At 56.8% G+C, this 16,162-nt stretch carries 15 protein-coding genes; 4 read left to right on the forward strand and 11 right to left on the reverse strand.

What is annotated here, in order from left to right; genetic code table 11:
• Window positions 1–38: 38 nt before the first annotated feature.
• From AC1DKH_RS27115 to AC1DKH_RS27145, 7 genes are all read right to left on the reverse strand, one after another.
• Window positions 39–743 carry an ABC transporter ATP-binding protein gene (locus tag AC1DKH_RS27115; protein ID WP_477764343.1) on the reverse strand — a complete coding sequence of 235 codons (705 nt, stop codon included), beginning with the start codon at window positions 741–743 and terminating at the stop codon, window positions 39–41.
• Window positions 736–2,517: a branched-chain amino acid ABC transporter ATP-binding protein/permease gene (locus tag AC1DKH_RS27120; protein ID WP_477799866.1), complete on the reverse strand. Its 1,782-nt coding sequence runs from the start codon at window positions 2,515–2,517 to the stop codon at window positions 736–738. The genes AC1DKH_RS27115 and AC1DKH_RS27120 overlap by 8 nt, the downstream gene beginning before the upstream one ends.
• 11 nt (window positions 2,518–2,528) lie before the next feature.
• Window positions 2,529–3,404, reverse strand: coding sequence for a branched-chain amino acid ABC transporter permease (locus AC1DKH_RS27125; RefSeq protein WP_477799867.1), 876 nt, complete (start codon window positions 3,402–3,404; stop codon window positions 2,529–2,531).
• Between the two features lie 71 nt (window positions 3,405–3,475).
• Window positions 3,476–4,687 carry an ABC transporter substrate-binding protein gene (locus tag AC1DKH_RS27130; RefSeq protein WP_477799868.1) on the reverse strand — a complete coding sequence of 404 codons (1,212 nt, stop codon included), beginning with the start codon at window positions 4,685–4,687 and terminating at the stop codon, window positions 3,476–3,478.
• 357 nt (window positions 4,688–5,044) lie between these two features.
• Window positions 5,045–5,881: an alpha/beta fold hydrolase gene (locus AC1DKH_RS27135; protein ID WP_477799869.1), complete on the reverse strand. Its 837-nt coding sequence runs from the start codon at window positions 5,879–5,881 to the stop codon at window positions 5,045–5,047.
• Window positions 5,882–6,016: 135 nt separating this feature from the next.
• Window positions 6,017–7,237, reverse strand: coding sequence for an alpha/beta fold hydrolase (locus AC1DKH_RS27140; protein WP_477799870.1), 1,221 nt, complete (start codon window positions 7,235–7,237; stop codon window positions 6,017–6,019).
• Window positions 7,238–7,319: 82 nt separating this feature from the next.
• On the reverse strand, window positions 7,320–8,624 hold the full coding sequence (locus tag AC1DKH_RS27145; protein ID WP_477764349.1) for an MFS transporter: 1,305 nt from the start codon (window positions 8,622–8,624) through the stop codon (window positions 7,320–7,322).
• A gap of 659 nt (window positions 8,625–9,283) precedes the next feature.
• On the opposite strand from AC1DKH_RS27145, the gene AC1DKH_RS27150 reads away from it, so the two are divergent.
• Both AC1DKH_RS27150 and AC1DKH_RS27155 read left to right on the forward strand, forming a co-directional pair.
• Window positions 9,284–9,673 carry a DoxX family protein gene (locus tag AC1DKH_RS27150; protein WP_477764350.1) on the forward strand — a complete coding sequence of 130 codons (390 nt, stop codon included), beginning with the start codon at window positions 9,284–9,286 and terminating at the stop codon, window positions 9,671–9,673.
• Window positions 9,674–9,717: 44 nt separating this feature from the next.
• Window positions 9,718–10,587 carry a pirin family protein gene (locus AC1DKH_RS27155; protein ID WP_477799871.1) on the forward strand — a complete coding sequence of 290 codons (870 nt, stop codon included), beginning with the start codon at window positions 9,718–9,720 and terminating at the stop codon, window positions 10,585–10,587.
• On the opposite strand, the gene AC1DKH_RS27160 is transcribed toward AC1DKH_RS27155, so the two are convergent.
• Genes AC1DKH_RS27160 through AC1DKH_RS27175 form a run of 4 tightly spaced genes read right to left on the reverse strand, consistent with a single transcriptional unit; the run spans window position 10,541 to window position 14,712 of the window.
• Complete coding sequence (locus AC1DKH_RS27160; protein WP_477799872.1) at window positions 10,541–10,846, reverse strand: peptide-methionine (S)-S-oxide reductase; 306 nt, start codon at window positions 10,844–10,846, stop codon at window positions 10,541–10,543. The genes AC1DKH_RS27155 and AC1DKH_RS27160 overlap by 47 nt on opposite strands.
• On the reverse strand, window positions 10,843–11,763 hold the full coding sequence (locus AC1DKH_RS27165; protein ID WP_477799873.1) for a homocysteine S-methyltransferase family protein: 921 nt from the start codon (window positions 11,761–11,763) through the stop codon (window positions 10,843–10,845). Before AC1DKH_RS27165 ends, AC1DKH_RS27160 begins: the two co-directional genes overlap by 4 nt.
• Window positions 11,760–12,809: an ABC transporter substrate-binding protein gene (locus AC1DKH_RS27170; RefSeq protein ID WP_477799874.1), complete on the reverse strand. Its 1,050-nt coding sequence runs from the start codon at window positions 12,807–12,809 to the stop codon at window positions 11,760–11,762. The genes AC1DKH_RS27165 and AC1DKH_RS27170 overlap by 4 nt, the downstream gene beginning before the upstream one ends.
• A gap of 13 nt (window positions 12,810–12,822) precedes the next feature.
• Window positions 12,823–14,712, reverse strand: a complete 1,890-nt coding sequence (locus AC1DKH_RS27175; protein ID WP_477799875.1) for an ATP-binding cassette domain-containing protein — start codon at window positions 14,710–14,712, stop codon at window positions 12,823–12,825.
• A 454-nt stretch (window positions 14,713–15,166) separates the two neighbouring features.
• On the opposite strand from AC1DKH_RS27175, the gene AC1DKH_RS27180 reads away from it, so the two are divergent.
• Both AC1DKH_RS27180 and AC1DKH_RS27185 read left to right on the forward strand, forming a co-directional pair.
• The gene (locus tag AC1DKH_RS27180; protein ID WP_414873507.1) at window positions 15,167–15,328 is read left to right on the forward strand and encodes a hypothetical protein; all 162 of its coding nucleotides are present in this window, start codon (window positions 15,167–15,169) and stop codon (window positions 15,326–15,328) included.
• 53 nt (window positions 15,329–15,381) lie between these two features.
• On the forward strand, window positions 15,382–15,972 hold the full coding sequence (locus AC1DKH_RS27185) for a helix-turn-helix domain-containing protein (RefSeq protein ID WP_477799876.1): 591 nt from the start codon (window positions 15,382–15,384) through the stop codon (window positions 15,970–15,972).
• Window positions 15,973–16,162: the final 190 nt, after the last annotated feature.

Genomic DNA, 16,162 nt, shown 5'->3' on the forward strand with positions numbered 1-16,162 from the left:
GTTGCGCAGTAATAAGTGCACAGCACAGGTCGACTCGATCAGAGCCCCAGGTAGGCACGTTTGACATGAGGGTTATCGAGAAGCTCTTGGCCCGTGCCGCTCAGCACTACCTCGCCGTTTTCAAGTACGTAGCCTCGATGCGCGATACGCAGGGTATGGACGATGTTTTGCTCGACGATCAGCACGGTCGTGCCCAGCTCCAGGATCTTGTTGATGATCTCGAAAACCTGTGAGACCAGCAGCGGCGACAAGCCCAACGACGGCTCGTCGAACATCAATAGCTTGGGTTCGGCCATCAGGCCTCGAGCGATGGCGACCATCTGTTGCTCACCGCCCGAAAGCGTTCCAGCGTTCTGATCCAGGCGCTCACGAACCCGTGGAAAGAGATCCAGAACATCGTCGAGACGTTTTTTGTAACCCGCACGAGCGCTGCGTTTGTAGGCCCCCATCAACAGGTTGTCGCGCACGCTAATGAACGGAAACAACTGACGCCCTTCCGGTATCAACGTCAGGCCGGCATCGACAATCTGATCCGGACGATTGCCGTCAATGCGCTGCCCTTCGAATTCGATCGTGCCCTGGGAGGGGGTAACGATGCCGCACAGACTGCGCAAAGTCGTGGTTTTACCCGCACCGTTGGCTCCGACGATGGTCACCACTTCACCGGCATTGACCTCGAAAGAAACGCCACGAAGGATTTCAGTACCGCCATATCCGCTATGGATGTTATTGAGCTTAAGCATGGCTGTACTCCTTGCCGAGATAGGCTTCGATCACCTGTGGATCGCTGATGACATCCTTCGGCTCACCTTGCATGAGCAAAGCCCCGGAGCTGATTACGATGATGCGGTCCGACAGACTCATGGTTGCTTGCATCAGGTGTTCGATCATCAAGACGCTGACGCCGGAGTCGCGGACTCTGCGAATGACGGCGATCGCCTTGGCCACATCCGTTGGGTTGAGTCCGGCCATCACTTCGTCCAGCAACAAGATCCGCGGACGAGTCGCCAGGGCACGGGCCATTTCAAGCCGCTTCATACCGCCGACGGTGAGGTTGCGTGCCCGAGTATTCAGCAGGTTGGTGAGTTCGGTCAGTTCAGCGACTTGCTCCGCGACTGCCCTCGCCTCCTTCGCATCAGCCGTGTGCATGAATGCACCGAGCATGATGTTTTCGCAGACACTCAAATCAGCGAATGGTTGAACGATCTGGAAGGTGCGCCCGATACCGGCCTTGGCGAACTCGGCCGGGCTGTTCGGGGTAACCCACTCTCCACTGCGCAGGCGAACTTTGACCTGTCCCTTGGAGGGCACAAGGAAGCCAGAGAGCTGATTGAAGACCGTAGTTTTACCCGCGCCATTCGGGCCGATTACACCGACGATTTCGCCTTCGGCCAAGCTCAGCGACACATCGTTGGTCGCATGCAGCCCGCCAAAGAATTTGTGCAGATTTTCAGCAACCAGAATGGGTTCGCCGCTCATTACCAATTGCGGTTCAGGCGCCGGGGATTCAACTGCCCTGTCAACGGTAGCAAGTGGCCGGCGTCCACCGGGCAGCGCGTCGATCCAGCCGAACACGCGCGCGCCAAATCGCCCCACCACACCCTGCGGAATCGTCAGCACGACCACCACCAGTACAATGCCGTAGACCAGGCCGTGAACTCCGCTGCCCATGTCGCCAAGCCAGCCGCGCGCAAGCTCCGCCAATGGCAACACCAACAACGTCCCGATCAAGGGCCCCGAAACAGTGCCCAGGCCGCCGATCAGCGCGAACATCGCTATCTGAATCGACATCTCCAGCGAGAACATTGAGCCGGGCTCGATGAAGGTCAGATACATCGCGTGGAAACTGCCCACCAGGCTGGTGAGGAATGCCGATAAGACGACCGCAATCAATTTGACTTTGACCGAGTTCACACCCACCGCATGCGCCGCATCTTCACGCTCGCGAACTGCAATCAGGTAATAACCCAAGCGTGAGTTCTTGATCTTCCAGGACACCGCCAAAGTGATGATGAGAAACCCAAAAGCGATCAGCAGATAGGGCCAGCGCGGGCGAAACAACATCCACTCGACGCCCAACTTAAGCGGTACGCCCAAGCCAGCGGCACCACCGGTCACGTCATGTTGATTGATGGCCATCAGCCGCACGACTTCCAGTACCGCTATCGTCGCCAAGGCAAAAAACGGCCCGCGCAATCTGAAGCAAGGCCAACTGATCAACACCGCTACCATGGACGACAGGGCCGCGCCCACAAACATCCCGATCCACGGACTGATGCCGAGATTTATCAGCAGCAGCGTGGTGGTATAAGCCCCAACACCATAAAACACCGCATGGCCCAGCGAGAGCTGACCAGCAAAACCTCCGACAATGTTCCAGGCGCTCGCGAGCGCTGCATAACTGCAAATCAAGATGAACAGGTGGTAAACGAAAGGAGAACCAGCCGTGAGCGGAATGACCAATAGCAATGCCAGAACCAACACGCTGACATAGACACGCGGATGCAGAACATTCATGACCATTCTCCTTATTCAGAGCCGCGACCGGCGCCAAACAGGCCTGTCGGACGGAACACCAGGATGCCCAGGAAGATCGAAAAATAAACGACCTCCTTCAGGTCTGGAGCGATGTAGTAACCCGCAAGGCTGTCGACGATCCCGATCAGCATCGAGCCCGCGAGGGCCCCTGAAAGACTTCCAAGGCCGCCGAGTACAACGATCACAAATGCGGTCAGGACAAAGAACGTGCCTACCGTAGGGAAAACCGGGTATTGAGGTGCGATAAGGCCAGATGCGACGCCCAGGCAGGCGCAGCCCAAACCGAATGCGAATATGTAGATTTTCTTTATGTTGACGCCCATCAACTGCGCCGCGTTGCGATGCTGCGCAGTGGCCCGAACGGCTCGACCCAGGAAGGTGTTTTGCAAAAACCAGTGAAGGCCCGCGACCAGGGCGAGTGACATTGCAAAGGTGATCAACTGACCACTGCTTACGCGAAATGCGCCCATGGTGACGGTACTGGTGCCAAAGCTAATGTTCTGCACAGTCATGACGTCGGCACCGAAGATCAACAGCGCGCCGTTCATGAGGGCAATCGAGACGCCCACGGTCGCGAAAATCTGGATGTGCCCTTCGGCGCTGAGCAACGGCTGAATGATGAACCGTTGCATGGCAGCGCCCGCGGCAAACAGAATGATCGTGGTGGGAATGATCGCCACATAGGGATGAATGCCAAAATGAGCGTTCATCAAATACACCGCGTACAGACCTATCATCAAAAACTCGCCGTGGGCGAAGTTGACCACCCTGACGATGCCGAAGATAAGGGTCAGGCCTATGCTGATAATGGCTAACGTGCCACCGAGCAATAAGCCGTTCAGAAGCAGCTGGATGAAAATTTCCATGGTTTGCGCCCTCTTTTCGAGCGAGCGAATCCGTGAAGCTCAATGATCAAGCTTCAACAGGATTACAGGCTTCAGGGTTGATCGGAAAAGCGAGCTTTTGCTACAGCCGAAGCTTCGGGGTAGACGGTTTTCAACAGTCCGTTCTGCCACTGCATGATCGCGGTGTTGGCGCGTTGGTTCTGGCCATTCTCACCGAACCTGGCGCCGATGCCTGCGGCCGTTCCACCGACTGGAATATCCACGCTCGCAACCGATGCACGGATCGCGTCGGCCTCCAGCGACGCGCTTTTTTCCATGGCATCAAGGAAGACTTTCGCACCGACATAGTTAATCAGGCTGTGGCCTGAGCGCGGTTCGCTGCCGAAACGGTCTTTGTAGGCTTTAGCGAAGGCGTTGATACCTGGAGCGCCCTTTTCATTGGTTTGAAATTGAGGAAAATCCACGTCCAGAACACTTTCCATGTTTTCAGCGCCGACGACCTTTACGGTGTCCTGCATGGAATATCCACCACCGGCACCAATCACCGCTCTGGGTTTGAAACCGGCCTCTCGGATCTGGCGGAAAAACAATGTCGTGTCGTTTTGGTAACTGGTCTGCAGTACCACGTCCGCTTGCGCACCTTTCAAGCGAAGAATCAGCGACGAGAGGTCCACGGCTTTGGCCGAATAAGGAAGCACCTCGACCACGTTCAGCCCTTGCTCCTGTGCCAGTTGCTTTTGGAAACCGGCGATGGTCGTACCGTACAACGCATCCTCATGGATGATGGCGATCTTGAGTTGCTTGGGGTCGATCTTCAGCGAAGGCCCCACGATTTGCGTAATCGCGGTGATAGTCCCTTCAGCGAAATTCCTGGCGGTTGGGTTGCTACGCATGACGTATTTGAGGTCTCGCTCGGTGATGTTGTCGGAGACCGCACCGAGCTCGAAATACGGCACCCCGGCCATTTCCGTAACCTGCGTGGCAGCAAATGACAGGGCTGAGGAATAGCTGCCGAACACGGCGGTCACATTTTCAACAGACGTCAGTTTGCGGGCGGCACCTACAGCCTGGCCTGCGTCAACCGCATCGGCTTTGAGCAGTTTGATCTGCTCACCTTTCAAGCCTCCGGCAGCGTTACGCTCCGCGACCGCTATTTCGAGGCCACGATAGCTCTCATCCCCTAGCAGAGCCAAAGAACCGCTGAGGGGATAAAGGGCACCCATTTTGATGTCCGCGTAAACGGCAATCGGGGTCGTCAGGGAAAGCACAACGCAGGCGGTTTTAACCCGGTTTTTTGTACTCATTGTTGTTATCTCCTGGTTTGGCGCCAGCGCACTTGGGCACCATTTGAACCGCTTCATATCTTTTAAACGACGCTCATGAAAGCCTTCGTGCGCGTGGATATGAAAGGTTCTGTTTTAAATTTGTTATTAACCAAGCTCATTTATGAAGCGCTTCATTTTTATTTCAAAAAAATGAGCAGTGTCAAGTGCTCAGTTAGGATTGCCGATCTGAAAACGCTTCAAATTTTCGTGGCCCACGGGCATGAAAAAACCTGAAGCGCCCGCGACATGCAGGCGCTCCAAAAATAGGACTGATAGAGACAGTATGTGCTCGTGAAAGCATCCGGACTTAAACGCTGTGAACGAAAAATGTTGCCCTCATACGCGTGGGTTTAAATAGAACTCAATGATCGCGGGAAGAACCTGCTCGGGCGCTTCCAAGGTCGGGCTATGCCCAATCTGGCTGAGCCGGATCAATTTCGAATTCGGCAATTCTCGCTTCATTTCATCGGACCACGCTGGAGGTCGCGGCATGTCCTCCTCACCGTTGATGATCAACACCGGAATATTGATCGATGACAACAGAGCGACACAGCTTTCACGATGCATAACCCCTTTCATCGCAGGGCGCAGCGTTTTTGGCAAAGCTTCAATCCGATCGCGCCAGTACGCCAACAGCGCCTGCTTTTCAGGGTTATTGCGCGTGGTCTTGCCGAACATTACTTCCATGGTCATGTCGAGAATTTCGCCCGTGAAACCTTGCTCACCCGCATCGACAACCCATTGCGCGAACCGCGCTCCTTGCTCCGGTGGCTCACCGCAGGCTGATGACCCAGCCACCACCAGGGAACGAAACAGATCCTGTCGTTTGGCGATTAGCCGGAAGGCTACATCGCCGCCCATCGACTGAGCCATGACATTGATTGCCTTGAGTTGCATCACTTCAATCAACGCGGCCATGTCGTCAGCACACTGATCCATGGTGATGATGTCGATATCATCCAGTGCGCTTTTGCCCTGCCCCCGGAAATCTGGCCGTATGACCCGAAACTTTCCGGCTGCAGCCTGCACCAGGCCGTCAAACATAGTCCCGTCGAGAAAGCAGGAGTGAAGACAAAGAACGACTGGAAGATGGGTCTCACCTGTATCTTCGACCCAAAGCGTCGTGCCATTGACCTGAATATTTTTACCTTGCGAATTGGCGTCCGGCAGCATGTTGATTCTCCTCAAAGACAAGCTTACTAATGAGCGAACAAGGCAGTGCGTGCACTACTGCTCATTGATTTTTTATTAGGTGAGGGGGCTACTTATCGTCGCAGCCACCCTGGTTATCTTTGGACGTCGAGCGTGTCAGCCAGCATTTCCAAGCCCTGCTTCATGCAGGAAGCTTCGGACGGTGTCACAGAACTCAAGAGGGTTCTCAGTCATTGGGTAGTGACCCGTGCCTGCAAGCACTGCAATCTTGCTGCCGGGAATTCTTGAAGCCGTTTCTTCGACTTTTTCCTGGTAGACCAACCAATCAGCATCACCGCGGAGCAGCATCACCGGCGCCTTGATTTTGCCCACCTGGGAGCGTTGGTCAAAATTGGCGTAGCCTGTCAGGTCGCCGCGCATGACTTGCGGCGTCGTGCGGGAAATCTGCCAAACAACTTCTTGAGCGCGGTCGGGTGGAGTCCGATAGCCAGTCATCGAGCGCGACCATGCACCAATGATTTGCGTACCATTCATCAGCAGCATGTCGAGAAAGAAATCCGAAACTGTCGGCGTGTAATCCGCACCTTCGGCTGAAATGATCGCGCTGTAGGCGTCGGGTTTACGGGCACCCAGTTCCAACACAAGGTTGCCCCCCATGGAACATCCGATGATCGCCGGACGTTCCAGACCCAGGGCCTGCATCAACCGCTCGTTGAACTCGGCGTGGCGTGTCAGGCTATGGAACGGGCCGGAAGCCGGGAGCTCCGACTTTGAATGTCCGGGTGCATCGATTGCAATCACCCGAAACTCATCGGAAAGGCCGTCAAGTACATGGCGATACATGAGCGAGTCCTGGGACGCGGCATGGAAGCAGACGATGGGATGGCCCTGCCCAGCCTCCTCGTAATACACGCGGATGCCATCAACAGTAATGTAGTGCCCTGTGGTTTCCTTGCCCGACGGTTTGGGGCCGGGGGACCAGGAAACGGTGCTTTCTACTTTTGCCTTGCCTACACGCTTCATGGCATCAAATGCCCGGGCCATTACATCTACGTACTGCCAGGCAGCGACAACATTCCCTTCTAGCTCAAGCTTGCCCAATCCTGGCGAGAGGGCCTCGAACCAATCGATCTTGCCTTCCAGAACGCGCTGCCACTCTTCATCCGGACCGGATACCACGATGTCTGCGCCCAACGGGCTACCTTCAGGAAAAACGGCTACCACCTTGCCGCAGAGAACCGCCAGAGTGGAAAAACCGCTGTCGTGCTTAAACTGGATTCGACCATCGAAATAGCGCGCAGCAGCTGTCCAGTCAGCATCGCTGTTGAGCTCTTCGGCAAATTGATTCAACCACTGACTGTCTTTGATGAGTGACATTGTAATTTCTCCTGACATTGGACATCCCACGAGGGATTTTTTATAGATTGCAGGCGTGACGTATTGAGTTTGTTCGACGATCTCAGCTCGCCATGTTGCAAGACGCTTTGGAAACCAACGCTTTGTCGTGCTTGAGGAACCACCCCGTGGTTTCGCGAGTGAAGAAGGCTGTAACCAGCGCAGCAACGATCATCAGCCCGGAAATGAAATACAGGGCGTAGTTGTAGCCGGACACTTGATCGAATCCACCACCAGCGCCAATGAACATGCCGATTACGAAGGGACCGAAGCCGCCTGCGTAAATACCCACGTTAACAATGGAGCCCGCGATGCCGGTGGTGCCAGGCTTGGCTGAGTCAAAGGCAATCGCATACAGCAGCGTGTAAGGCGCGTTCATCGCAAACCCGGCAAACAGTTGGATGCAGATCAGCCAGGTCAGGCTCACTGACGAGAACTTGAAAAGGTACATACCGATTGCCAGCCAGGCGAACACGACGATCAGGCACAACTTGCGACCCAGCCGATCCGAGATCCATCCCCAGGCTATTTGCCCGAGCCCTCCGGTGATGGTGAACAGCACCGAATAGGCTGCCGCCTCGGCGAAGTTGTAATGGGCCACGAACGCCAGGTATTGCGGCAACCAGAAACTGATCCCGAAATAACCGACGATAGCGAGCATCGAGACCAGCGCGATGGTGCTGATATTCGGATTGCGGATTGCGGAGCGAAAAGCACCTTCGGGAGCAACGACAGTCCCTTGCGCTGCGCTCAGTGCCGGAACGGTTTCACCTGCATCACGCACATGATCAACGAAGGACTCGTAGCGCTTTTTGGTGCAGAACCACCAATAGATGGAGAAGATGATGATCATCGGTACTGGGAACAGCAGGAAAGCCAGGCGCCAGTTTTCCGGACCGTAGGCGTTCAGCAACGCACTGATCGCCAAGCCTCCAATCAGCGTACCCCATGGATAGCCCGTGTGATGCAGACCCAATGCAAAACCGCGCCGCTCGCGAGACCACCACTCGGACAAGGAGGTGACTTCGATAGCTTCACCGGCGCCACCGAAGGCGTGGGAAATCACCTGCAAGGCCACGAGCATGCCCAGCGATGCAGTCAGGAAATTCAAGCCAGTCAAAAAGGTGAACAGCGTGTAGGCAATTACGATCGGCAGGTGACGATACTTGCGCATCCAGCCCTGCCCGCCTTTATCCGCCCAGATCATGCAAGGCACGGCGATCAAGGACGTTGCGATGGTGATGAACGCCGCGAGCAGCCCCGTCAGTTCTGCACTGGTTTTGAATTCGCTCGTGATCGACGGCAACACCATGAAGAACATCTGACGTGAGTTAGCGTCCATGGCATAGACCAGCCAGAGCAAGGCCATTGCTCCCCATGAGGCAGCTCCAGCGCCTTTGGAAACCTGTGTGAACGACGCAACGGCACCAACTTTTTCTTGAGCGAGTCCCATAGGATTGTCTCCCGCTGAGTATTATTTTTATTGTCCCGACTGATGATCAGTGCAGAGCACGCGCATCCTCGGGTTTGCAGGTGGTTGCCGGACACTAAAAGCGTTGGAAACCACCGTGCCCAAGATTACGGCTCGACAAGATTTGATGGATATAGCTAGAAAAGCACACCTGCTTTGAATTTTCGGCACAGGTAGTAGGCGAACGAGATTTGCTTGATGAGGCCAGCGTGCCAATTGCGCCTGAGCACAGCTTAAGAGCCGCTCCGCGATCATAATTAGCTTTCGCAAAGCGCTTTACCGCACAGCCCAGAGGCATGTTGCGTCGCGTCGGCGAATGCCTCCAGTCACCATTCACGCTTATCTCCGGTCGCCACGTTGCCCCGGTACAGCTGCCGTTGCCCACTTCATTCGCCAACAAGTACGCAGCCGCACAGCTAATCATTCAAATTTGATTACTATCAATGATGGACGAGTGCAATCAGATAACACCGTCTTATTAATTAATAGTGGCCGCCCTATTCTTACGACCGAACGATAGTTCTCCCTTTATCTCCGTCGGAAGGCATCGCTGAGCCATGAAAACTCCTGCTTCACAATCATTGTTTCCCGCCAACCGCCGCATCTTTTGGGGTGTTCGGATATTTCTCGCTCTGGTGTTCGTCAGCGCTGGCATAGCCAAGTTGGCCGGCGTGCCGCAGATGGTCCAGGTTTTCGACGCAATCGGCGCCGGCCAATGGTTTCGCTACCTGACCGGTACGGTGGAAATCCTGGGCGCTGTACTGCTGGTCGTTCCGGCGACCGGTTTCGCAGGCGGCCTGTTGTTGCTCGCAACCATGCTGGGAGCGATTGCAACCCATCTGCTGTTGATTGGGGGGAACCCCATGCCAGCTCTTGTACTTGGCCTGCTTTCAGCCCTCGTTGTCTGGTGGTTGCGCCCGGTGCCGTTTACGCCTGTAACGCACTGACAATCCCTCCCGAACGCCTTGCACATCCAAATCGAGGACGCGCCATGAACGCGCAATCAAGCTTGAGCAGCATTCCCAGCCACGAACACAACTCGGCGACGCGCGCCATCATCCACCGTACACGCGGCAGCAAGCACGGGCCTGTCACACGCCTCATGAGCCCTGGCGACCTGGGCCAGTTGTTGAAGCCGTTTGTGTTTCTTGACCTCTTCAGCATGCAGCCGCAAGCCAAGCGTCATAGCTTCGGCATGCACCCGCACTCTGGCATTGCGACGCTGACCTTTATGATTGCCGGCGAAGTCGCCTATGAAGACACGACCGGCGAGAAAGGCGTTCTACCCGCTGGCGGCGTCGAATGGATGCGCGCTGGTAACGGGGTCTGGCACACCGGTTCCCCGATTGGAGAAGGGGCGATGCTGGGATTCCAGTTGTGGATTGCGCTGCCTCCGTCGGAAGAAAACGCGCCGGCACAAAGCGTCTACCTTGCCCCTTCGCAGATTGCGCAAGAAGGTCCCGCGTTCGTGCTGCTGGGGCGTTACGGCACCGTGAAGAGCGCCATCCCTGCACCCGCAGACATGGCCTACCTTGCCGTGCGCTTGAAAGACGGTGAGCGCTGGCGCTACACCCCTCCGGCCGGCCATACCGTGGCCTGGCTGGCAGTCAATCAGGGCCGACTTGAAGCAGACAGTGCTGTTAGCTCCGGGGAACTGGCGGTGTTTGAGGCGTCAACCCAAGCCATCGATTTCGTCGCACAGGGTGAGACCTCCTTTGTGCTCGGCTCAGCCGTAAAACACCCCCACGACCTGGTGACCGGCTACTACTCGGTGCATACCAATCAGCAGGCCCTTGATCAAGGCGAAGCGCAGATCAAGCGCATAGGTGAACAGCTTCGCCGCGACGGGCGACTGCTCTGACTTCGCTTGAATTCACGTCCTTTTTAGCCCGACGCAGCGTCCAGAAATGCTCTATCAGGCGGCTGTAGGTAATCACCTTGGCATCGAAGTCGACTTGCACGACTTCGATCACCTCAGACTTACCTTTGGCTGACCGTGCAAAACCAACCCGAGTATCGAGCACGCCCGGCAATGTCCTGAATGACGCCTCAGCACCCCAAAAACAGCCGGCACCAAAAGTCGCCTGCTCAACCAGTGTTTCCTGTTGAAGATCGCTCATGTTCCAGCGCCCCCACTGTCCGCCAACAAGTGCAGGTGCAACTGCGCGATGTGCTCTGGGCCGATGCCACAGCATCCTCCAACAATACTGGCGCCAGCCGCTACCCAGGATCTGGACCAACGCAAGTATGACTCGGGATCCAGATCGCTACGAATCTCCAGCAACGTACTATTGGCTTTGGCCTCTGTGCTGACGGGAGGAAATGCGTTGGCGTAAACCCCTAGCTCAATGCTCTGGTCGAGGCTATCAAGAACATCTCGGGCTTCGGCCAGTGCCGCGGCCATTACTTCCGGCTGACTGCAATTGAACAGCACGACTCTCGCACCCAACTCGGCCGCCACGCGTACCGCCTCGCCGACTGGCTCAGTGGAACGCAGTTGCGGTGACTCATTGACCTCATCCAGAAGCGTAAACGACACCCACAGCGGTTTGAGCTCTGCGCCCAGCGCCTGCGCTACCGCCCTGACTTCAGCCGTAGAACTCTGAGTTTCCGCTAACCAGACATCGACATGCGCCCGCAACCCAGCAATAAGCTCTCGATGGATCGTGACAGAACGTTGATGATCGAACAGGTCCGGCCGATAGGATCCGAGAGCCGGCGGTAACGAGCCGGCCACGGTCACCGGCTCGGCACTCTCAGACGCCGCCTGACGAGCGAGCCGCCCAGCCCGTTCAGCCAGCACTCGCCCCTTCGCGGCAAAGCGCTCTTCACCTATATGAAAAGGCACAACCGCGTAGCTGTTGGTGGTGATTATCCGGGCACCGGCATCCACGAACGCCCTATGAGCCCGAAGCACAAACTCGGGTGCCTCGATCAGTGCGAGCGCTGACCATTCAGGCTGACGAAACGGCGCCCCGATACGTTTCAGCTCGCGCCCCATACCGCCATCGAGTAAACGCAAAGAGACTTGACTCATTGGCTTGCACTCACTTTAGGCGCCGACGCGGACAGCCATTGATCAACCTTGGCGGTGTTCGCCTGAACCCACTCTTTGGCCGCGACGTCAGCCGGCAGTTTTTCCTTTTCGATCTTCAGGATCAGCTCATTGAGCTGCGCCGGGTCGATGGCGACATTCTTCAGGAACTCAGCAATTTTCGGGGCGCGTGTCTGCAAGGCTGCGGACGCCAGGACATGAACCTTGGCATCCGGGAAGGCACAGGTAATCTGACTTTTGTTCAGCCAGTCGGGATCGACCGTCGGGCTGATGAATTTCCAGCAGCCATCGACCTTGTAAAGCGGGTCACCTTTTTTGTTGTCCTGGGCGTAGCCGTCGAATGCGGGCTCTTCCAGGCGACGCAGGTCATAGGCCGAGAAGATCCAGTCCGGGGTGTAGGCATAAAACACCACGCCACGTTGCGCCTTGTAGGCCGAGGCCAGCTTGGCATAGGTCACCGAAGCTTCCGTGGACACCGACTCGAATTTATCGGCAAACCCGTAATCCTTGGCCTTGATCTGGCCAATGTAAGTCGACTCCCAGCCCGCCGGCCCCACCAGCAACTCAGCCTTGCCGCCGCCCAGTGGCTCAAACAGCTTGGCCACTTCGGGCTTTTTCAGGTCGTAGATGGATTTAACGCCGTATTTGTCCTGCAAATACCCGGGGATATAGAACCCTTGTTCGCCCGCATAAGGCTTGACGTTTGGCACCAGTGAACGGGGGCCACCCGTGACGTACCTGGCCCAGGCAGCCGACTGGTTGGGCAGCCAGATGTCGGTCAACACATCAACCGAGCCGTCGCCTTTCGCGGCGGCACTGAACAGCACCGCGACATCCCCGGCCAGGTACGATACATCGCCGTCCAGTCGGGTTTTGATCACCTCTGCGAGGATGTTCTGAATGGCGATTGCACCTGTCCAGTTCTGCTCGCCAATGACGATCTTGTCCTTGGCCAACACGGTTGCCGGGAGAATCAGGGAGGCCAGCAGCGCGGCTGCGCCCACAGTGCGCGATAAGTGTGTCTTCATGACAAGTCTCACGTTAGTTGTGCAGGTGATCTTGCTTGCGCAAGCTCGATTGAATGATTCGGTCAGGGATCAGCGCGCACAGGACAATCGCCACGCCGGCGAGCATGCCCTCGCCACCCTTGATATTGCGCAGTGCTGTCATCACGTCATAACCCAGTCCGCCGGCGCCGATCAGCGCGGCCACAACCACCATCGACAGGCTCATGACGATCGTCTGGTTAATCCCCAGCAACAGCGAACGGCGAGCGAGCGGCAGCTGCACTTTGATCAGGGTTTGCCAAGGACTGGCACCGTGCGCGACGGCAGCCTCGACAGCGTCCTTCGGTACTTCCTGAATACCCAACGAGGTCAAACGGATCATCGGCGCCAGCGCGAAAATCACCGTCGCGATCACGGCCGGGGTCTTGCCCACCGAGAAGAACGCCACGGCAGGAATCAGGTAGACAAAGGTTGGCAGCGTCTGCATGACATCCAGCAAAGGTGTGAGCAGCCGTCGTACCAGCGCCCGCTTCGCCAGCAGAATGCCGGTGGGCACACCGATGACCAGAGCAATCAGTACCGACGAACCGACCAGCGCCAGCGTAGCGATGGTTCGCTCCCAGAAGCCGAACAGGCCGATGTACAACAACGCCGCGCTGCTGGTCAGCGCCAACGCGACGCCAGCCGAACGCCAGGCCAGTAACACCAGCGCCAGCGCCGACACCGTCCAGGGCAGCCAGCCCAGCAGGTTTTCAATCCCTTCGATGACGGTGCGAACGGCAACGATCACGCCGATAAACGCCCCCTCGAACGTGACCTGAGACCAACCGATAAATTCGTCAATGCTCTGCGCTGCCAGCAGTAGCGCCTGGCGATTGGCCGGGAACTGCAGCACCGCATTCGTCGTGTCAGGCGTAATGACTCGCCAGACCACCAAGGCCTGACTGACCAGCAGTACCACCAAGGACAGACCCCAACCCGATGCGTTTCGTCGCACAGGCGCGCGGCTCAGCGAGAGCGCAGTGAAGCGGCTGGCAGCGAACACGGCGACTGCCGCCAGCACCGCAAACAACGATGAACTGGCAATGCCTTGACCCAGGACGGCCAATGCCGCGAGTTCGCTGGCAAACGTAAGCCAGAACAATCCGCCCTTACCCCGCGCCGCCAGGGCCGCCGGCCCCAGCAAAAGAGCTTGCCACCCACGCAAGCCAGGGGAAGCGGACTGCTCGCGCAGTTCACTTTCTGGAGCCTTGAAGCTAACGCTGTCCACGCTGTACAGAGGGGATGGTGTGGATGTGCAGTCCCGAAAAAAGTCCGCGACTTCGGCGTCAGCGGGATGTTCAAGCAACTGTTCTGGAGTGCCCAACTGCACCAGACGGCCATGGCGCAGCACAGCTATTCGGTCTGCCAGGCGTATGGCTTCGGCCGGATCATGCGTGACTAGCAAGGTGCTGATGCCGCGCTCGCGGGCCAGTGCAAGGAAATGGCTTTGCAGATCTCGGCGGATGGTTGGGTCCAGAGCACTGAAAGGCTCGTCCATCAGCAGAATTTCAGGCTCCGTCACCAAGGCCCGTGCCAGGCCGACACGTTGCTGCATGCCGCCGGAGAGCTCATGCGGATAATGCTCACCCCAACCTTCCAGCCCTACCGCCTGCAACTGCAGGGAGGCTGCCGCGTGACGAATCGACTCACGTTCGCCGCGCAACTCCAATGGAAGCGCGACGTTATCCAGCACTGTGCGGTGAGGTAACAAACCAAAATGCTGAAACACCATACCGATGCGTCGCGACCTCAAATCACGTAAAGCCTTGTGGCTCAACCCGCTGATCGCTTGACCTTCGATCAAGACTTCACCACTCGTGGGTTCGATCAAGCGGTTGATGTGACGCAACAACGTCGACTTGCCGCTTCCAGACGTCCCCATCAAGCACAAGACCTCGCCCCGACGCACCTTCAAGCTGACATTGCTCACTGCCGGTGGCGCAGAAGAACCTTTTTTTCGCAGATAAGCTTTGGTGACGTTTCGCAGCTCGAGGACCACATCATCCTCATTGGCTTGATCGTCGCAGGGTTGCGCAAGTCGTGGAGCAGACTCGGGCCGGGCAGTCGCAAAAGAGGATTGAATGATAGTCACAGGAGCTCCCGGCACACTTTCCAAGGTCTATAAAGCTAATAGATCTTAAAAAGCACAAACAAATATCTTTTTGGAATTAGCTTAAGCTGCTCCGTTCCGTCCCTTGGGTCAGACCTCGGTCCAATTGCTTGAATTTAAAATAACCAAAAAGAATTAATAAATAAAAAATCAGTATTTATAGTTATATAACTATCCGGGTACTCTTCAGTTCATCCCGTCATTTACCATCACAGTGAAGTGCCCCATGAATCCGACAGCCAACGTCATCGACTTCGCCAGCTACCGCAAACGCAAACAGGCTCAGCAACGGGCGCGGGCCATGTGGGAAATGTACGCACGCAATGCAGGTTTGCAGGCCGCTCAGTGGGTGCAAGCCGCTAAAGCCAGCGAGACGCGTCACGCGTGAATGCGCAAGAAACCTCGCGCTTTCTGGCGAGCGCCGACGAACCCGTGCTGAATTTGAACAACCTGGAACCATTGGAAGAAGACCCGATCTGCGAACGGGTCGCACAGAACTTGCAACGCCTGCGGAGCAAGCGTCATCTTTCCCTTGACGCCCTGGGCCGGCAGTGTGGTGTGAGCCGGGTGATGCTGGCGCAGATCGAGTCCGGGCGCAGCGTGCCGTCCATCAAGGTGCTGTGCAAAATCGCCAAGGGCTTGAAGGTGTCGGTGGCCGCCTTTCTGGAGCATCGGGCCTTCGAAGGGGTGGCGGTGCTGGCGGCCAGCCAGAGCAAACGCCTGGTCAGTGCCAGCGGCGCCTTTGTCAGCCGCGCGCTGTTTCCGTTCGACGTGGCGCGCCAATCGGAGTTTTACGAACTGCGCTTGAGCCCGTTGGGAGTGGATCAGTCCGAAGGGCATGGCCCGGGCGTGCAGGAAAACCTGGTGGTGGCTCAGGGTGTGCTGGAGATCAGCGTCAACGACGAGCGCTACCTGCTCTCCACCGGCGACTCGATCCTGTTCTATGCGGACCAGCCCCACCGCTACCGCAACCCGGCCGACAGTGAGGCGGTGGCGTATCTAGTGGTGACTTACCCGGAACGCCTGGACTGAAAAGCAGACATTAAAAAGGTTCTTCACGGAATCCCGGGGAACACATATAACGAAATATCTGTAGGGGCTGCCGAAGGTTCGGGCCGCGTTCTGACGATCTTTTTGATCTTAATCTTCAGTAATCTCCAGATCGCAAAAGCAAGATCAAAAGATCGTCCGAACGCGGCCCGAACCTCCGGCAGCTCCTACA

This window comes from Pseudomonas sp. 05L36 (assembly GCF_056398125.1).